The 17,485-nt window shown below is 33.8% G+C and carries 17 protein-coding genes and 1 pseudogene; 12 read left to right on the top strand and 6 right to left on the bottom strand.

What is annotated here, in order from left to right; translation table 11 throughout:
• Positions 1 to 24 precede the first annotated feature (24 nt).
• Both N3D17_02400 and ligA read right to left on the bottom strand, forming a co-directional pair.
• Positions 25 to 903, bottom strand: coding sequence for a tyrosine recombinase (locus N3D17_02400; protein MCX8082237.1), 879 nt, complete (start codon positions 901 to 903; stop codon positions 25 to 27).
• Positions 904 to 2,892, bottom strand: a complete 1,989-nt coding sequence (gene ligA, locus N3D17_02395) for an NAD-dependent DNA ligase LigA (GenBank protein ID MCX8082236.1) — start codon at positions 2,890 to 2,892, stop codon at positions 904 to 906.
• A gap of 69 nt (positions 2,893 to 2,961) precedes the next feature.
• Here ligA and N3D17_02390 point away from each other — a divergent pair, with 69 nt between their 5' ends.
• The 12 genes and pseudogenes from N3D17_02390 (at position 2,962) to N3D17_02335 (ending at position 12,416) form a co-directional block, all read left to right on the top strand.
• Positions 2,962 to 4,635 carry an ATPase, T2SS/T4P/T4SS family gene (locus N3D17_02390; protein ID MCX8082235.1) on the top strand — a complete coding sequence of 558 codons (1,674 nt, stop codon included), beginning with the start codon at positions 2,962 to 2,964 and terminating at the stop codon, positions 4,633 to 4,635.
• 7 nt (positions 4,636 to 4,642) lie between these two features.
• Positions 4,643 to 5,866, top strand: coding sequence for a type II secretion system F family protein (locus tag N3D17_02385; protein ID MCX8082234.1), 1,224 nt, complete (start codon positions 4,643 to 4,645; stop codon positions 5,864 to 5,866).
• Positions 5,867 to 5,927: 61 nt separating this feature from the next.
• Positions 5,928 to 6,026 (top strand): annotated as a pseudogene (locus N3D17_02380) (prepilin-type N-terminal cleavage/methylation domain-containing protein).
• On the top strand, positions 6,006 to 6,311 hold the full coding sequence (locus N3D17_02375) for a hypothetical protein (protein ID MCX8082233.1): 306 nt from the start codon (positions 6,006 to 6,008) through the stop codon (positions 6,309 to 6,311). Before N3D17_02380 ends, N3D17_02375 begins: the two are co-directional and overlap by 21 nt.
• Positions 6,312 to 6,365: 54 nt before the next feature.
• Positions 6,366 to 7,370: a pilus assembly protein PilM gene (gene pilM / locus N3D17_02370; protein MCX8082232.1), complete on the top strand. Its 1,005-nt coding sequence runs from the start codon at positions 6,366 to 6,368 to the stop codon at positions 7,368 to 7,370.
• Positions 7,367 to 8,005 carry a hypothetical protein gene (locus N3D17_02365; GenBank protein ID MCX8082231.1) on the top strand — a complete coding sequence of 213 codons (639 nt, stop codon included), beginning with the start codon at positions 7,367 to 7,369 and terminating at the stop codon, positions 8,003 to 8,005. Before pilM ends, N3D17_02365 begins: the two co-directional genes overlap by 4 nt.
• Positions 7,983 to 8,576, top strand: a complete 594-nt coding sequence (locus N3D17_02360) for a hypothetical protein (protein ID MCX8082230.1) — start codon at positions 7,983 to 7,985, stop codon at positions 8,574 to 8,576. The genes N3D17_02365 and N3D17_02360 overlap by 23 nt, the downstream gene beginning before the upstream one ends.
• Positions 8,569 to 8,976, top strand: a complete 408-nt coding sequence (locus N3D17_02355; GenBank protein ID MCX8082229.1) for a hypothetical protein — start codon at positions 8,569 to 8,571, stop codon at positions 8,974 to 8,976. The genes N3D17_02360 and N3D17_02355 overlap by 8 nt, the downstream gene beginning before the upstream one ends.
• Positions 8,977 to 8,990: 14 nt before the next feature.
• Positions 8,991 to 10,301, top strand: a complete 1,311-nt coding sequence (locus N3D17_02350; protein MCX8082228.1) for a hypothetical protein — start codon at positions 8,991 to 8,993, stop codon at positions 10,299 to 10,301.
• Positions 10,288 to 10,653 carry a prepilin-type N-terminal cleavage/methylation domain-containing protein gene (locus tag N3D17_02345; protein ID MCX8082227.1) on the top strand — a complete coding sequence of 122 codons (366 nt, stop codon included), beginning with the start codon at positions 10,288 to 10,290 and terminating at the stop codon, positions 10,651 to 10,653. Before N3D17_02350 ends, N3D17_02345 begins: the two co-directional genes overlap by 14 nt.
• On the top strand, positions 10,650 to 11,147 hold the full coding sequence (locus N3D17_02340; GenBank protein ID MCX8082226.1) for a prepilin-type N-terminal cleavage/methylation domain-containing protein: 498 nt from the start codon (positions 10,650 to 10,652) through the stop codon (positions 11,145 to 11,147). Before N3D17_02345 ends, N3D17_02340 begins: the two co-directional genes overlap by 4 nt.
• Positions 11,148 to 11,162: 15 nt before the next feature.
• Positions 11,163 to 12,416, top strand: coding sequence for a hypothetical protein (locus N3D17_02335; GenBank protein ID MCX8082225.1), 1,254 nt, complete (start codon positions 11,163 to 11,165; stop codon positions 12,414 to 12,416).
• 8 nt (positions 12,417 to 12,424) lie between these two features.
• Here the strand turns inward: N3D17_02335 and N3D17_02330 are convergent, their stop codons facing one another.
• The 4 genes from N3D17_02330 to N3D17_02315 form a co-directional block, all read right to left on the bottom strand.
• Complete coding sequence (locus N3D17_02330; GenBank protein MCX8082224.1) at positions 12,425 to 13,801, bottom strand: tagaturonate epimerase family protein; 1,377 nt, start codon at positions 13,799 to 13,801, stop codon at positions 12,425 to 12,427.
• Positions 13,788 to 15,071, bottom strand: a complete 1,284-nt coding sequence (locus N3D17_02325) for a lactate racemase domain-containing protein (GenBank protein MCX8082223.1) — start codon at positions 15,069 to 15,071, stop codon at positions 13,788 to 13,790. Before N3D17_02325 ends, N3D17_02330 begins: the two co-directional genes overlap by 14 nt.
• Positions 15,072 to 15,140: 69 nt before the next feature.
• Positions 15,141 to 16,637 (bottom strand): NADP-dependent phosphogluconate dehydrogenase, encoded by a 1,497-nt coding sequence (gene gndA / locus N3D17_02320; GenBank protein MCX8082222.1) that lies wholly within the window; start codon positions 16,635 to 16,637, stop codon positions 15,141 to 15,143.
• A gap of 24 nt (positions 16,638 to 16,661) precedes the next feature.
• Positions 16,662 to 17,483 carry an SDR family oxidoreductase gene (locus tag N3D17_02315; protein ID MCX8082221.1) on the bottom strand — a complete coding sequence of 274 codons (822 nt, stop codon included), beginning with the start codon at positions 17,481 to 17,483 and terminating at the stop codon, positions 16,662 to 16,664.
• Positions 17,484 to 17,485 lie beyond the last annotated feature (2 nt).

Raw genomic sequence — 17,485 nt, 5'->3', positions numbered from 1 at the left:
TGATTTTCTTTTACGGTAATCTTTTTATGCTCTTGGATGGAACTTCTTATAAATAGAGTGTATATGTTTTCTATTAAGATGTGTATATATCTCTGTGGTAGCAAGTGTTTTATGTCCGAGTAGTTCCTGAACAATTCTTAAATCCAATCCCCCTTCAAGAAGATGTGTTGCAAATGAGTGGCGGAATGTATGCGGGGTTATTCTTTTTTCTGATGGAAGATATACAGAAATTTTTTTAATTAACTTCCATATACTCTGCCTGGATATTTTTTTACCACTCCTATTAGGAAATAACCAGATGGATGTGGATATCTTACCGTTAGTCCGTTTTTCAAGATAATTCTTTATAGAGGAAAGAGCGCATTGGTTGATAAGCACAATCCGTTCTCTATTGCCTTTTCCTCTTATCTTTATATATTTTTTTTCAAAGTTTATATCCTCTAACTTTATGTCTGTTACTTCAGAAACACGTAGACCTGCTCCATATATAAGTTCAATAATAGCAAGATTTCTCAATTTATCATGTTCTGATATGTTCTTTATCAGGATATCTATCTCTTCTCTACTTAACACCTCAGGTAGTGTCCTCTGAAACTTCATAGATTCAAAGCCAGAAGCATTAGAACTTTTCACTATCCCCTGCCCTGCTATAAACCTGTAAAAACTTCTTACAGCAGAGAGTGTCCTTACTATGGAAGATGAAGAAAGCCCTTTTTTCTTGAGAAAGAGAATATATATTGTGATTTTTTCACTGTCAATTTCTTGAAGTTTATAGTTGTTTATATTTAAAAATTCTCCGAATTTTTCAAGGTCTACTCTGTATGCAGCAACAGTATTCTTTGAAAGGTTTCTTTCAATCTCTATATGGTTAAGAAAATCATTCAGGATTTCTTTATATGTCATTTATTCCCCGATAAGTTGTTTGAATTCATCCTCTCCAATAATTTTTATCTTGAGAGATTTTGCCTTATCAAGTTTTGAACCTGGTTCGTCCCCGCATATAAGATAGTTTGTTTTTCCAGATACCGATTCTGTTACTTTACCACCATGTTTTTTAATTAAACCTGTTATCTCATCTCTCGTGTAGCTTTTAAGTGTCCCTGTGATAACAAATGTAAGACCTGCTAATTTATCACTCTTTCCTGATGAAACTTCCTGTTTTGTTTTAACCCCTGCTTTTTTAAGTTTCTCAATAACGTTTAGATTTTCTTTATTACTGAAAAAATCAACTATACTTTTTGCTACTACAGGACCTATTTCTCTTATAGATGATAGAGTTTCAATGTCTGCCTGTGCAAGTTCATCAATAGAACTGAAATTTTCAGCAATAACCTCCGCTGTATGTATCCCTACATGTCTTATACCGAGTGCAAATATAAGGTTTGCCAGTGGTCTATCTTTACTTCTTTCAATAGCGGAGAGTAGGTTCTTGATTGATTTCTCTCCTGTCCTTTCAAGATTAATAAGTTTCTCATAGGTGATTTTTTCGTATATATCTCCATAGTCAGAAATAATGCCTGTATCCACAAAGATATTTACCCATTTCTCCCCAAGTCCTTCTATGTCCATTGCATCCCTTGAAGCAAAATGTATTATTCTCTCTTTTACCTGTGCAGGACATCTGACGTTGGGACATCTTATAGCCACCTCTTCTTCATCCTTCACAACTTTACTATGGCATACAGGACATTCTTCAGGAATTACTATCTCTTCTTCATTCCCTGTTCTTTTTTCAGGTATCGCTTTAACTATCTGAGGTATAATCTCACCGCTTTTTTCTACAAATACCCTGTCCATTATTTTAATACCCAGCCGTTTCACCTCATCAAAGTTATGGAGAGTTGCCCTTGAAACAGTTGTTCCGCTTAACTGCACTGGTTCCAGTATAGCAACAGGTGTAAGAATTCCTGTTCTACCTACCTGTACTATTACGTCTTTAAGTGTTGTCTCACCCTGTTGTGCAGGAAATTTATATGCAACAGCCCATCTCGGAGATTTTGAAGTTGTCCCTAAAATTTTCTGTAGAGAGATAGAATTTACCTTTATTACCATCCCATCTATATTATATGGAAGTCCATTCCTTTTTTTCTCCCATTCATTACAGTATGTAATTACCTCATTTATATCCACTGCAAGTTTTCTGTGAGGACTGACAGGAAAATGAAGTGTTTTAAGGAATTCAAGAATTTCCCAGTGTGTCTCAAATCCTTCAAGAATACCCTGATATATAAATAACTGTAGATTCCTTTTTGCAACTGTTTCAGGGGCAAGAAGTTTTAACGAACCAGCAGTAGCATTTCTCGGATTGGCAAATAATACTTCCCCTGTTTTTTTTCTTTCTTCATTTATCTTATGGAAGGTATCTTTTCTCATATATACCTCTCCACGAACCTCTATCGGGTTTTTATAAGGAATAATGAGTGGCAGTGTTTTTATTGTCTTTAGATTTTCTGTGATATCATCTCCTGTCCATCCATCTCCTCTACTTGCCCCTCTTATAAATTTTCCATTTTCGTAAGTAAGAGAAACAGCAACACCATCATACTTCAGTTCAACAACATAGTCCACATCTGACGTACCTACTGCCTTTTTAATCCTTCTGTCAAAATCAATAAGTTCTCCCTCTGAGTATGTATTGTCCATACTTAACATAGGGATCTTATGAGAGACCGTAGCAAATTCCTTCAGTGGTTTACCCCCAACCTTGAGTGTAGGAGAATCACTTCTTTTATACTGAGGATATTTATTTTCTAATTCTAGAAGTTCCCGATAAAGAAGATCATATTCATAGTCAGTGATAACAGGGTTATTTTCTACATAATACATATGATTATAATAATTAATTTTCTCTACCAGTTCATCAATCCTTTTTTTTACCTTTGGTTTTTCCATATATTAAAATTATACCCTTTCATTGGGAAAATTGACAAAAAAGGTTATGTATGATTAACTAATTTACCAATGGAAAGGAAAGAGCTGGGTCAGATATTGTTAGAAAAAGGGCTTATTACTCAGGAACAACTTGAAGATGCACTCCTCAAGCAGACCTTAGAAAAAAAATTCCTAGGGGAGATTCTGATTGAACAAAGAATTGTTACAAAAGAGCAGATTATTGAGTGTCTAACAGACCAAAAGAAATCTAGTTTTGTTGACCTTTCAAAAATTAGAGGTATAAAAGCAGAAGTTGTAAATCTGATTCCTGAAAATATTGCAAGGAGATATAATCTTATTGCAATAGCTCTTGAAAAGGATAAATTAACTATTGCTATGGCTGATCCTACGGATATAGTGGCTATAGACACAGTAAGACGAAATACCAATAAGCAGTTAAGGATAGTAAGAGCAGAAAAAAGTCAGATAGAAGAGTTTGTTGAAAAATACTATGGAGTTAATACAGACCTATCCCGAACAACATCTGAATTAGAAGAGACAGGAACTGATACAGAAGTTGTAAATGTTCAACAATTAAAAGTAGCTGCTGAAGACCCACCCATAGTTAAATTTGTTAATTCTCTCTTTTTAGAAGCGACTGAGAAAAGGGCTACTGATATACATCTTGAACCACAAGAAGATAAAATCTCTTTACGTTTCAGGATAGATGGGGCACTATACCATATGCCTCCACCTCCAAGAGGGGCTTATTCTGGTATTGTTACGAGATTGAAAATACTTTCAAACCTTGATATAGGAGAAAGGCGTTTACCACAGGATGGAAGGACAAAATTCAGGATAGGTCCAAGAGAAATAGATGTAAGGGTTTCAACTTTACCTACTATATATGGAGAAAAAATTGTTTTACGGCTTTTACATAAACAATCACTTGTAAAGACACTCGATACACTTGGAATGGAAGAAGAAGAGGCAAATATTTACCGTTCTTCTTTAAAAAAACCATATGGAATGATTATCGTGACAGGACCAACTGGGTCAGGAAAAACAACTACTTTATATTCAGGACTTAATTTTATAAATACTCCTGAGAAGAATATTATAACTATTGAAGATCCAGTAGAATATGAACTTGCAGGAATTAACCAGGTTCAGGTAAAACCAAAAATAGGACTTACATTTGCAGAGGTTTTAAGAAGTATATTGAGACAGGACCCTGATGTAATAATGGTGGGAGAAATAAGGGACCTTGAGACAGCACAGATATCTATTCAATCAGCACTTACAGGCCATCTTGTAATAAGTACTTTGCATACAAATGATACTATTTCAACAGTAGCCCGTTTAAATTATATGGGTATTCCTAACTATCTTATAGTTGATGCAGTCCATCTTATTATGGCACAACGTCTTGTAAGAAGAATATGTCAAAATTGTTTACAGGAGGATATAGAAGGCACTGAAATTCTAAAAAATATGGGAATTAAAGTAGAGAATAAAATATATAAAGGTAGAGGTTGTGGAGAATGTAATTCTACCGGTTATAAAGGAATGATTGCCATTTTTGAAGTTCTAAACCTCAATAAAGGAGATATAAAAAAACAGATACTTAAGGATACTGATGAGGAAGCACTACGAGAACTGTGTATTAAATATGGATTTACAACTCTTAAGCAAGCAGCGTTAAAAAAAGTTTTTGCGGGAATAACTACTGTAGAAGAACTTTTAAGTAAGACACTTACATAAATGTAAAATGGCGAGATATTATTATGTAGCGAGAGATACAAAAGGAAATCGCATAGAAGGTCTTTTAGAAGCACCTTCAAATATTGCAGTTGTAACCCGACTGAGAAATCAAAATCTTTTTCCTGTAAATATACAGATCGCTGAAGAAAAAGGACTTTTATTATCTAAACAAAAACAGCAAAAGCTAAAGAAAGGACGGGTAAATCTTAAAGAGCTTGCTCTGTTTACCAGACAGGCGTCTACAATGCTTGCTGCAGGTGTTTCTATAACAGATACTCTTGACGATTTAAGTACACAAACGTCTAATAAATACTTTTCTAATGTTCTACAAAATATTAAGTCCAACATTCAAGAGGGAGATAGTTTTTCATCTGCACTTTCAAAACATCCTAAAGTGTTTTCTCCCCTTTATATTGCTTTAATTAAATCCGGAGAAGAAAGCGGTAATACCGCTGAAGTAATGAAAGAAATTGCTTCTGATTTTGAAGAACAGCTTATTTTAAAGAGCAAAGTTAAACAAGCATTAAGTTATCCTATAGTTGTTCTTATATTTTTTATTGCTGTAGTATTCTTTGTGTTTTTATTTCTACTGCCAAAATTCAATGAAATTTTTAAAAGTTTTAATGCCCAGCTTCCAAAATTTACTCTTGTAATATTAGGTATAAGTGAATTTTTTATTTCCGCCTTACCTTTTATACTCCCTTTCTTTTTTATTTGTTTTATTTCCTTTTTTATATTTAATAGGACCCCTGCTGGTAGAGAAAAGATTGATAGAATGAAATTAAGAACACCTATATTTGGTCCTTTAATTCTTAAAGTATCTCTTTCACGATTTTCAAATTCACTTGCAACATTACTTGCAGGAGGAGTTCCTATCGTATCAGCTCTTGATATCGTATCTAAAACTGTGGAGAATAAAATAGTAGAAAATGCAGTACTTAAAGTACGTAAAGGAGTATTACAAGGTGCTCTTATGGGTGAGGAAATGAAAAAGTATAAAATATTTCCTATCTTGCTTACCAGGATGGTTATGGTAGGAGAAGAAACCGGTAATATAGAAGAGATGTTAAGAAGAACAGCGAAATTTTTCAAGGATGAAGTAGATGCTACTTTGAATGTATTAACTTCAATTCTCGAGCCAATTTTGATAATTGGACTTGCTGTTATTGTAGGTACAATAGTAATTGCTATTTATCTTCCTATATTTAACTTAGCAGGTTCAATGAGATAAAATAAAATTTGTTAACTTGATAAACTTTTGAGAATATGTTATAATTAATAACAGCAGAGAAATGAAAACAAAAGGGAAGAAGGGGTTTACCCTGATAGAGTTAATGGCGGTTGTTATTATCGTTGGTGTACTGGCTGCCATATCTATTCCTATATACAGGGCACAGGTGAGAAAAGCAATGGCAGCAGAAGGCGCAGCACTACTCGGTTCAGTTCTTACAGCACAGAAGATATATTATGCAGAACACAATACATACACCACTGATTCTAATAATTTAAATATCTCTGCTACAGGGAATAGATATTTTACATCCTATGCTATAACAGCTGCTGATGCAAACGGATTTACTGCTCAGACAACAGGGACCGGTGATGCGGCAGGGATTACTGTAACACTGACATACACAAATGCAGCAGGTTCAACAATCTCATATAGCGGTATATAATTAATTCAAGGAATAGACAGAGGGGGAAAATTTCCCTCTCTGTCTATAAAAATTATGAAATGGTTATTAGGTATAGATGTGGGGTCTTATTATGTAAAGGTATCTGAAGGATGTATAAGAAATGGACGTATAATATTACGACGTATAGGTTATTTTCCTTCTCCATTCACTAATTTTAAAGACAATTTAAATGAAAGAGAACAGGATGTATTTGTTAAAGCACTAAAAAATTTCTTATCTCAGCATACCATATCAACTAAAACAGGGATTTTGAGTATAAGTGGTACAGGAACTGTAATACATTATTTTAATATACCCGACTTACCACCGGGAGAAATAGAATCTGCTGTACAACTTGAAATGATGCAGGTAGTTCCTGGGGGAATAAGAAATCTTGAATATGATTACGTTTTTCTTCCCAACGGGAATAAAAAAACAATTCTTTTTATCGGCTACCATAAAGATAAGTGTGATTTTATTATTTCAACAATGCAGATGGCTGGTATTAAACCACTCGTTATGGATTATGATGGATTGGCCATTTTAAATAGTTTTACTTATTTACATGCTGAATATGAAGGAATAATATTTATTCTTAATGTTGGATATAAAACGACTAATCTTGTTATTGCAGAAAAAGACAAATTTATTCTTGTAAGAGACCTCCCTTTTGGTAGTAAAAATGTGATAGATACTATTGCTTTGGAAAAAAATATATCTTCAGAAGAAGCAGAGATATATATAAAGAAGGGAGAGAACAAAAATGAAATAAAAAAAATGATACCCGTAGTTATTTCAGATCTTATTACAGAAACAAGAGTAAGTATAGATTATTTCAAAAAAATTACTGAAAAGACAGCTCAATCATTATTCTTAACTGGCGGTGGCGCCTTTCTACCTGGATTGAAAGAATCTTTAGAGAAGGATATGAATATTCCTACTAATGTTTGGAATCCACTGGAAGAGATAGAGACAGAGATACCAATTCCTATAGATATAAAAGAAACAGGAACAATTTTTTCTATTTCTCTTGGGCTTATATTGAGAAAAATAAAATGATTGAAATCAACATAATTAGGACACGTCTTGAAAGATTTAAAAATAGACATATGGTATTTAACCTTTTTCTGATTTATTTTGCAGGACTTTTCTTCCTTTTAGGATTTTTATTGATAGTTTTTTTGTCCAATAGGAGTATTATCAGTAAAACAAGCAATGAAATAGAAAATATACAGCAGAAAATTATATCTGATAAAGAAAAGTTTGATTTTATTAAACAAAAAGATGTTGAATCTCAGGAGATGTTGAAAAGCATTAATTTTTTTATTAATGAAAAAGAAAAGAGAATAGAGTGGGCACCTATTCTAAATTTTGTAGGAGAAAATGTCCCTTCAGGGATATGGCTGGAAAGGTTTTATAGTAAAGAAGTAGATAATAGACCTCAATCTACAGGAGATAGAGGAGAGAAATCTACAGTAATTTTAATTTCAGGGTATGTCTTTAGAGAGATAATGAATGAAAGGGAATCTATAGATAAATTTGTAAAAAATCTGACTGCCTTCAATGGTTTTAAAGATGTTTATCTAAAAGAAGTTAAAAAAATTATTGTTGAAAATACAGAAGTGATCTCTTTTTTAATAGAGTGTGAAATAAAAGGAAAGAAAGGTAAAAATGCCATTGAAACATCTAATTAAGAAATATTCCATATGGATGATATTGTCATATATCTTTATAGGATTTATTATATATGGATTTATTCTCATACCTCAGGGGAAAATATTACAGGAATATAAAACTAAAAAATCAAGGATAGAATATACTTATATGAAAGTAACCACAACTCCAACATTCCTCAATTCTATAGAAAGCACAGTAAGAGTCGGACATGAGAAATTAACGGATTTCTTATGGCTTGATCTAACAGAAATTGACCCTGGTCTTGCATTATATAACTATCTATATAATCTTACAAAATATAGAGGCATAGAAATAATAGAGATTACGAAAGAAGAAAGTACTGCAGGAAGGATGACAAAAGAAGACCAATTATACTATAAATGGAAAGTGAAAATTACAGGTAGATTTCCTGAAGTCGTTTCTTTTATAAATGACATAGAACAAAATAATAAATTTTTAATAGTGAAAGAAATATCTGTAACAAAAGAAAGAGAACTTATATCTAACAATATATTAGTCATTTATGAAATGCGAATTTTTGGAATTAAGAAAGAAGCATTAGATGAAAAGAAGGGTGAAAATGAATAAATATATTTATATTTTTCTTTTGATAATAAGTACATTTTTATTTGCAGAAGGGAGAAAATCAATATCAGTAGTGATTGATGTAAATACTATTGAACAAGGGATAGAAAAACTAAAAGAGAGTATTCAATTAATAGATAAAGATAGAACTAGTACGTCAATCCATTTAAAAAAAGACCCCTTTATCCCCCTTACTATTTCTAATAAAAAATTTGAAGAACAAAAACTTTTAGAATTGACACTGTCTGGAATTATTACCGATGGAAGGATATCAATGGCTATTATAAATGATGATGTAAAAAAGGAAGGAGAATTTATAGGGAGTATCCAGGTTTATAAGATACTAAGTGATAGGGTTTTACTTAAAGAAGGGAAGGATGTAGTCCCACTTTATATACAATAAAAGGAGATGATAAAATGACCAAGCATCTTAAAGTATTTAAAATCCTGAGTATACTAATTTTCCTTATATCTATAAGTATAATGGCAAAAAATATCACCGTTACATATAATCAAGCAAAGTTAGGACTTGTCCTGCAGAGTTTAAGTAAGCTCACAGGGATAAAACTGATAACAAGTGCTGAACTTGCTGAGAAGCCAATAAGTGCCTATCTTGAAGATGTATCAAGCGAAGAAGCAGTTGATTCAATACTTAAAGCAAATGGACTTTATAGGGAAAAAATTTCAGGAACAGATATCTATATGGTTAAGGTGTCAGGAGAGACAGTATCCCCTCTTAAAAGTGAGACGTTCTTTCTTCAATATGCAAAAGCGGAGGACCTCGGAAAGGTTCTATCTACTCTAATAAGTAGTAATGGACAGATGGTTATTGACTCAAGAACCAATAGTATAACTATAAGAGAAACTCCTGAACTTTTTGAAGATATTAGAAAAATAATAATATCTCTTGATAAGACCGTACCACAGGTAGCGATAGAAGCAATTCTTGTAGAAATGGCTACAGATAGTTTAAAATATCTCGGGATTAAGTGGAATGTGGAAGGAAGCTGGTTTGGTCCAGCAATAGATACTTCTTTTCCATGGGAGGAAAGTTATTCAAGAGAGATTGTTAGTCCGAGGCGAGGTACTATGACTACAGCAACACAATCACCGCAATTTACACTAGGTACTCTTTCATTTGCAGAACTTACTGCAAATTTGAAGATTCTTGAAGATAAAGGACAGGCAAATATACTCGCTAATCCACGGATTACAACATTGAATGACTCTCCTGCAACAATAAAAATTACGAAAAATATGGCTGTAGCACCCAAAATTACTGAAAGTATGGAAGGGGGAAGGATTACTACGGAGTATGAATATAGAGATGTGGGTGTAAGCTTGAAGGTTGTCCCCCATGTAAATGCAGAGGGTGTTATTATACTTGATGTTGAACCAACAGTAAGTTCAGCAACTCAATCATCTGTATTTAAAGATGCTGTGGACACAAATGAAAGAACAGCAAAAACAAAGGTAATGATAAAAAGTGGAGAAACACTTGTTATAGGTGGACTTTTAAGACAGGATACTATTGAAAAGAAATCAAAGGTTCCTGTCCTCGGCGATATATTTCCATTTCTCTTTAGCAGAAAAGATAAACAGAAAGGAAAAACAGACCTTGTAATGTTTCTTATTCCAAGGATTATTACAGGTGAAGAAGCAAAAGTTATAGCAGAGCAGGAAAAGAAAAGAATGGAGGAACAAGAAAAAAAGAATGAAGAGAGGTAAGAACGGATTTACCCTGCTTGAGGTTCTTTTAGCAACTGTAATAATTGCACTTGGATTTATCGCGGGTTCTGTATTTTTTTATACCAATAGAAAAAACCTTTATAGTGCTCGCCTTGAAAGATATGCTACATGGTCAGCAATAAAAAAGATTGAGGAAATTAAAGGGAAGAGTTCAGTACAGGCAGGGACGATAACAGAAAATATAACACTGGGAGAATATAATATATCTGCAGAAAGAATAGTGTCTATATCTGAAGATGAAAATGATGCTTTAGTATGGAAAGTACAAGTTAGAGTAAGATGGACTGGAAATAACGAAATATCTTTCTATACCTATCTACCAAAACAATGAAAAAGGGTATTACACTTATTGAATTACTTATTGCTGTTGTTATTGTAGCAATAGGATTGGTTGCAATTGTAAGTTTTTTATATGTATCATGGAAGGACTGGTATATAAATAAAGGAATAAAAGAACTTCAAGAAGATATGGATGTAGCAGGGCTAAATATAAAAGCAATTCTTGAAGAAGCAAACTATTATGAAATACAGGATATAATTACAGGTAGTTCTCCTCCAACGGGAAGACAAATCTATACACGATATACTCAAAATGGAGTGAATATCTGGGAAAAGAAGTTTTATCGTAGCGAAAATAAACTTATTATGCAGGATATTAAAAACGGAAGTAGTTACCCTGTCATAAACACACTTCAGGATATAAAATTTTCTGATGTCAATTTGCAAGATACAGGGTTAACAAATACCATAAATGTAGAGTTAACAGTGTCCAAATTCGGGAAAAACTTTACTAATAGATTTTCTGTAAAAGTAAGGAATAGATAGGAAGGTGATAGAAATATGAGACGTTATAAAGAAGGTTTTCTACTTCCAATGGGAGTAGTATTTATATTTATTATACTCATTGTTGGTATGGGGATTCTTTACCTCGGTACGTTAGAACGGATTAGTATGAAGAAACGTTTGAACAGGGAAAAAGCATTTTATCTTGCTGAAGCAGGTGCTTACAGAGCATATGCGCATCTAAAAGAAAATATAAATTGGGTACCAGAGAGCACAGAATTACAATTAGGAGATGGAACTTTTATTGTGAATCTTAGTAATATAAATAATCAAAGAGTAATACGTTCAACAGGAAATGTTCGTGGAATAACTGAACAGGTAGAACTATATTTAGAAGGTGGAGGACAGAGAAGAACATTTGGGAACGGGATATTTGGAAAAACAAGAGTATATATTGATGGCAGTTCTCAAATACTTGGCTATGACTCCAGAAATGGGACTACTCAGGATGCATTAGTAGGTAGCGACCTTCTTATTCAAATAACATCTACTGGTACTATATTTGGAGATGCCAGTGTAGCTTCAGGGGGACAGATATCTATTCCAACATGGAGAGCTATAACTGATGCAATTAGAGGAGATATAACTTATAACGCTGAACCCCGTACATTAAATCCTGTATCTATACCATCTGAACTACTTAATCGTCCTTATACTCAATATGGTGCACCTGGGCTTTCAGGAAATTATCAAATTACGAGTAATAACTTTACTATGAGTCAATGGCCAAGAACTGCTTCTATTTCTAATGGAGATTTTAAATTTAATAATTTTACTTTAGATAGCGATGCACAACTAACTCTAAATGGGAATGTACGTTTATACATAACAGGTAACTTAAATTTAACTAATAACTGTAGATTTAATTTAGCAAGTGGAGCTAAAGTTACCATATATCTTGGACAGAATGCCAATTTTACAATTGCTAATAGTGCTAAAATGAACCTTAATGGAAAACCATCCAATTTAGCTATATACTCGGCATCAACTAATACTGTGAATTTAAGTGGAACAGGAGATGCTGATGTATATGCAGTAGTTTATGCCCCTACAGCAACTGTTACTGTTGCAAATAGCACACGTTTTCGTGGAAGTATAGTTTCTAATACTTTAAATCTAACGGGAAATGTACGAGTATATTATGATGTTGCTCTTAGTGATGAAGATGTACCTGGAGATACAGGTGGTGGTTCAGGAGAATTAACTGTAGTCAAATGGACAAAACCAAGGTGGTCTAACCGTCTGAGGTAAAACCTTTACTATATCAATCTCAAATGATTATCAAGATGTGATTTAAGCAATGTATGATATTCTTCTTCATATTTATATAAAATCTTTAAAAACCTTTCTTTGACTTCTTTACTATTACTTTTACCGAGTATGCTTCCATAACTTATATGTATAATCTGTCTGATATTATTATCTCTAAATAAATCTTCTACAGAAATATCTTTTATCTCTTCTAAATCTATTTTTTCTGGTTTTGCTGATATCTCATAAGAAGCGGAATTTTCCTTAAAATCTTTAAGACAATTTTTAAGTATCTCAAGAAAAAGTCCAAAGTCCTTCATAGCAATGAGTTTTACGGCTTCAATCCAGCTTGTACCTGATGTTTTTATATGGATTTTATCCCCAAATATATCCTTGAATAGTGTATATATAGAAAGTTTATCACTACCTGAATGTAATGAAATTTTATAATTTCCCATCTTTTCACGTATTGTCTGATGTGCTATAAATGTTTCTTTCAGGACATTTATATCTCCATTATAATCGATTCCTTTTTCAAAATGTCCGGGAAATCTAAATGCAATACTCTGGAAATTGATATTTCTTCTCTGTAATTCTTCAACAATAAAGATATGTGCTAAAGGAGTTGTAGGTATAGATGTCTCATCTACAGAGACCTCAAAGTCAAATGTTTTACAGTGATTTTTCAAAAACTTATAACATTCTTCAATATGGTCTATTGCCTCTCCATAGGTAATAACAAGTTCTTCAAGGGCATCCCTATCTATTAGATATGAAGTTTTTTTAATATGATATCTCCTGTTAAGATAATTTTGTTCAAAAGCAGATATATATCCACCGAGAATATATTTTTTTTGTTCTTCAGACATAACAGCAGGGTTGTGTATCTTATCTGATGGGTCTATTGTGAAGAATGTAAAGCCAGCATCTGCTGCCTGTTTGAGATATTTAATCTCTTTTATATGGTCTGCGTCTGCCCCAAATCCATCTTTATATCCCTCCTGGAAACATCCTAATACAGCAGAGTTCCTTACATCTTTGAAAGTTCTTCCTGTTCTTTCTAATTCCCTTACTGACTGCTGTGCAAATAAAGGAAAAAAGGGATAATCCTTAACTGCTCTTATATGTCCTGGTGTAGAAATTCCAAGTCGGTCACCAAAGCCAAAAGACCTTTTTAATCCACAGGTAGTAGGTTTTAAAAAAGGAAAATTTTCAAGAAGAATATCTACATTCTCACTCGCAGGAAGAAATTTGAAATCTGTTTTTCCAATGACTATAAATTTACTATTATCCTTTGAAACAAGAAAGATATATTTATTACCTGCTTCATTTATAGAATTTTCATATATTCTAAAGTCAGGATAAGATTTTTTAAAATTTTCCATAAAGTTTATCTATATCCGGGACAGTACCATCCTTCAATCTGTAAAGTACTTCACCTGCCTTTTCTACTACAAGGGTATCTATATCTTGTTTATATCTCTCCATATTAATCGTTCTGTAGTCCATATATCCGAGATTAATCTTTTTACATATATCTTCTGGTATACCTGTTGCAAGCACCACCTCTATTCTGGGTTTTTCAACTCCATCTATAAATGTACCTATACCCTTTACATGGGTTGAATGGGCAAGGATACAGCCAGAAACATTTTTAAATTTATCCATCTGTTTTAAAAAATAATCTCTCGTGTGATAACCAACCTTCTCTATCTCTTTACCATGTGTGTGAGAAACATCTTTCACATGAGGAGCATATATAATAAGTGTTCCTCCATCAGCCACTACCGGTTCAAGTTTATACATACACTTTCCTGCAGTCCAGATATCTTCATACATATCCGGAGCGATAGAAAGCACTGTTCTGTAAGGTCTTTCAACATACTTTATATTCAAATCAGAAGATAGGTCTGCTGCTTCTGACCATGCTTCAACATCACCTCCATAAAAACCATATATATCTCCTTCTTTAACCACATAACATAAAAGTGTTATAGGAACTCTTAATAACGATGCTGCTTTATTCAACGCCCTTCTTACAGGTGTATCTTTTGTTCCATTGATTTTTGGATTGGTTATAAGTGCCCCGAGCCAGTGAAATTTATGGAGAAAATCAGGACCTGATATACCAGGGAAAAGATATTTATATCCTCCAGAAAATCCAACAACTTCGTGAGGGAATACAGGACCTGCAAGAATAACTTCGTCATAGTCAAGAACTTTTTTGTTTATAGTAACAGGGATATCTTCTGACATTAGCCCACCAGAAATTTCTTTCATGTCCTCCGCAGATATGGTTCCTATATGTGCTAACCCTTCAGGTTTATCCCATTCATGCTGTAAAATAGATGTATCTTTATAAATTGTCTTTCTATCTTTTTCTGTTATCTTTAAAAATGCATTTACCTTCTCTTCAGGCATTGGGGGATGGGTCCCGAGGGCTATAAGAAAATCAACTTTTTTCACTACAGGAGTAAGAACCATATGTATATATTTAAAAATAATATCTGTAGGTCCTGAACGGGTTGTATCAGGAATAACAACAAGAACATTTTTATTTGAAAAGTTTTTTACTCCGTAAAGGACATCTTCTACAATTTTATATAACTCTTTTATACTTACCGGTTCTATTTTACTCCCTTTGCCTCTGTACATTTTTTCTCTGCTTTTTTACTACTTATACCCTCTCCTTTTTGAGGAGAGGGTATAAGTAATGAGTAAAAGTTATTTTGTTATTTCTTTTTCTGGCCTTCCTTTCACAAGCCATTCGGTATGGAATTCTCTTATCTTACCATCAGATGTGGTGATTATTTCTGGTTTGTTTTCTCCACCTATCTTGAAATAACCATGAGCACCAAAATAATCACGTTGTAGTGCTGCTACCTGTGCTGAGAACATTACAGGTGATGCAATTTGAAGGATATAGTCATATGAGGATGCCATACCGAGAACAGGAGTTCCTGCATTGTGAGCAATCTCTATAAATTTCCCTAATTTCCATAGATTTTTATTAACAAAGGAGGAAAATCTTGGAGCAGAAAGGAGATTGGGCAGTTCAGGGTTTTCTTTATATGATTTTGTAATCTCATCAAGGAACTGTGCTCTTATAATACATCCTCCTCTCCATATCTTCGCTATTTCTCCTAAATTTAAATTAAAATTATATACCTTTGATGCTGCCTGTAGTAATGCCAATCCCTGAGCATAAGAAGATATTTTAGCAATGTAGAGTGCATCATGGGCTATATCTATAACATCTTTTTTATTACCGGTGAATTTTTCACCTGCAGGGATATTTAATATCTTTGACATTTTCAGACGGATATCTTTATCCTGGGACATTTCACGTGAGAAGACAGCAGAAGCAATAGTAGGGACAGGTACAAGTAATTCAAGTGCACTCTGAACAGTCCATGTTCCTGTACCTTTCATCCTTGTGATATCTGCTACTATATCTACAAGATAACCATCTCCTGCTTTGTGTTTTTCTTTCATACTATCAGCCGTTATCTCTATGAGATATGAACGAAGAATGTCGTTTTTCCCGTTCCATTCAGCCATAATATCTGCTATTTCCCCAGAACTCATACCGAGTCCTTTTTTGAAAAACCAGGCACATTCACCAATCAGTTGCATATCTCCATATTCAATACCATTATGAGTCGTCTTAACAAAGTGCCCTGCTCCATCCGGTCCTATATAGGTTACACAGGGTTCTCCATCTTCTGCTTTCGCTGAAATATCAATAAAAATATTCTCTACAAGTTTATATGCTTCTAACTGTCCTCCAGGCATGATGGCAGGACCTTTAAGAGCACCTTCTTCTCCACCAGAAACACCTGTTCCTATAAATAGGATACCTTTCCCTTGAAGTTCTGTATTCCTTCTTATAGTATCTTTAAAGAATGAGTTTCCTCCATCTATTATAAGGTCTCCCTTATCAAGCAGTGGAATCAATTGCTCAATAAAACCGTCTACAGGTGCACCTTCTTTCACCATTAACATAATCTTTCTCGGTTTTTTAAGGGCATCTACAAAGTTCTGAAGTTCATAAGTAGGGATGATATTTTTCCCTTTTGCAGGTCCTTCTGCAAAGTCCTTTGTTTTTGCCTCTGTTCTGTTAAATACAGCTACGGTATAGCCCTTACTCTCCATATTCAGGGCAAGATTTTTTCCCATAACTTCCATTCCTATTACACCAATATCTGCTTTTACTTTCATTTCCTCTCCTCCTTTTTTATTTTTTTACACTCCAGCAAAAGCGTTGAATCCCCCATCTACAGGTATTACTGTTCCTGTAACAAATTTAGAAGCATCTGAAGCAAGATATATCACAATACCTGCTAAATCGTCCGGTTCTCCAAATCTTTTCATAGGTGTGTGGGATATGATTGACTGTCCCCGTGCTGTTAAAGTACCTTTTTCATCCATTAGTAAATATCTATTCTGCTGTGTAAGAAAAAATCCTGGGGCTATAGCATTTACCCTTAATTTTGTGTTATATTCCTGAGCGAGATGCACGGCAAGCCATTGAGTAAAATTACTTACTGCTGCTTTAGCCGCTGAATATCCAGGGATTCGTGTAAGTGGTCTGAAGGCATTCATTGAGGAAATGTTAATAATGGAGCCACCTTCAGAATTTTCTGCCATTGCTTTACCAAATATCTGAGATGGTAATATTGCCCCTCCATAGAGATTGAGGGCAATCACTTTTTCAAGTCCTTCAAGAGGTAGGTCAAAAAAGGACATGGTGTCAGAGGTAGTTGCTTCTTTTACATTACCGCCCGCTGCATTCACAAGTATATTTATCTTTCCATTTTTCAGTATTTTGTCTGCAGTATCTTTTATAACATTTTTTTCCAGAACATTCATAAAATAACCTTCTGCCCTAATCCCTTCCTTCCTTAACATTTCTGCTGTTTCATTATAGTTTTTAATGTCACATATGAATATATAAGCACCTGCCATCCCGAGTACTCTCGCTATCTCTGAACCAAGTACTCCTCCACCTCCTGTAATCACTGCTTTTTTGCCCTCAAGGGAAAACATTTTTACTAAGTATTCCATCT

Source organism: bacterium (genome assembly GCA_026414725.1).
Classification (GTDB): domain Bacteria; phylum Ratteibacteria; class UBA8468; order B48-G9; family JAFGKM01; genus JAAYXZ01.
The sequence above is the reverse complement of the archived record's forward strand: the minus strand, read 5'-3'. Positions and strand labels throughout refer to the sequence as shown.

Excerpts from the sequence above, each read along its gene's own strand:
- N3D17_02400 (MCX8082237.1), bottom strand. The coding sequence starts at position 903 with ATGACATATAAAGAAATCCTGAATGATTTTCTTAACCATATAGAGATT.
- ligA (MCX8082236.1), bottom strand. The coding sequence starts at position 2,892 with ATGGAAAAACCAAAGGTAAAAAAAAGGATTGATGAACTGGTAGAGAAA.
- N3D17_02390 (MCX8082235.1), top strand. The coding sequence starts at position 2,962 with ATGGAAAGGAAAGAGCTGGGTCAGATATTGTTAGAAAAAGGGCTTATT.
- N3D17_02385 (MCX8082234.1), top strand. The coding sequence starts at position 4,643 with ATGGCGAGATATTATTATGTAGCGAGAGATACAAAAGGAAATCGCATA.
- pilM (MCX8082232.1), top strand. The coding sequence starts at position 6,366 with ATGAAATGGTTATTAGGTATAGATGTGGGGTCTTATTATGTAAAGGTA.
- N3D17_02365 (MCX8082231.1), top strand. The coding sequence starts at position 7,367 with ATGATTGAAATCAACATAATTAGGACACGTCTTGAAAGATTTAAAAAT.
- N3D17_02360 (MCX8082230.1), top strand. The coding sequence starts at position 7,983 with ATGCCATTGAAACATCTAATTAAGAAATATTCCATATGGATGATATTG.
- N3D17_02355 (MCX8082229.1), top strand. The coding sequence starts at position 8,569 with ATGAATAAATATATTTATATTTTTCTTTTGATAATAAGTACATTTTTA.
- N3D17_02350 (MCX8082228.1), top strand. The coding sequence starts at position 8,991 with ATGACCAAGCATCTTAAAGTATTTAAAATCCTGAGTATACTAATTTTC.
- N3D17_02345 (MCX8082227.1), top strand. The coding sequence starts at position 10,288 with ATGAAGAGAGGTAAGAACGGATTTACCCTGCTTGAGGTTCTTTTAGCA.
- N3D17_02340 (MCX8082226.1), top strand. The coding sequence starts at position 10,650 with ATGAAAAAGGGTATTACACTTATTGAATTACTTATTGCTGTTGTTATT.
- N3D17_02335 (MCX8082225.1), top strand. The coding sequence starts at position 11,163 with ATGAGACGTTATAAAGAAGGTTTTCTACTTCCAATGGGAGTAGTATTT.
- N3D17_02330 (MCX8082224.1), bottom strand. The coding sequence starts at position 13,801 with ATGGAAAATTTTAAAAAATCTTATCCTGACTTTAGAATATATGAAAAT.
- N3D17_02325 (MCX8082223.1), bottom strand. The coding sequence starts at position 15,071 with ATGTACAGAGGCAAAGGGAGTAAAATAGAACCGGTAAGTATAAAAGAG.
- gndA (MCX8082222.1), bottom strand. The coding sequence starts at position 16,637 with ATGAAAGTAAAAGCAGATATTGGTGTAATAGGAATGGAAGTTATGGGA.
- N3D17_02315 (MCX8082221.1), bottom strand. The coding sequence starts at position 17,483 with ATGGAATACTTAGTAAAAATGTTTTCCCTTGAGGGCAAAAAAGCAGTG.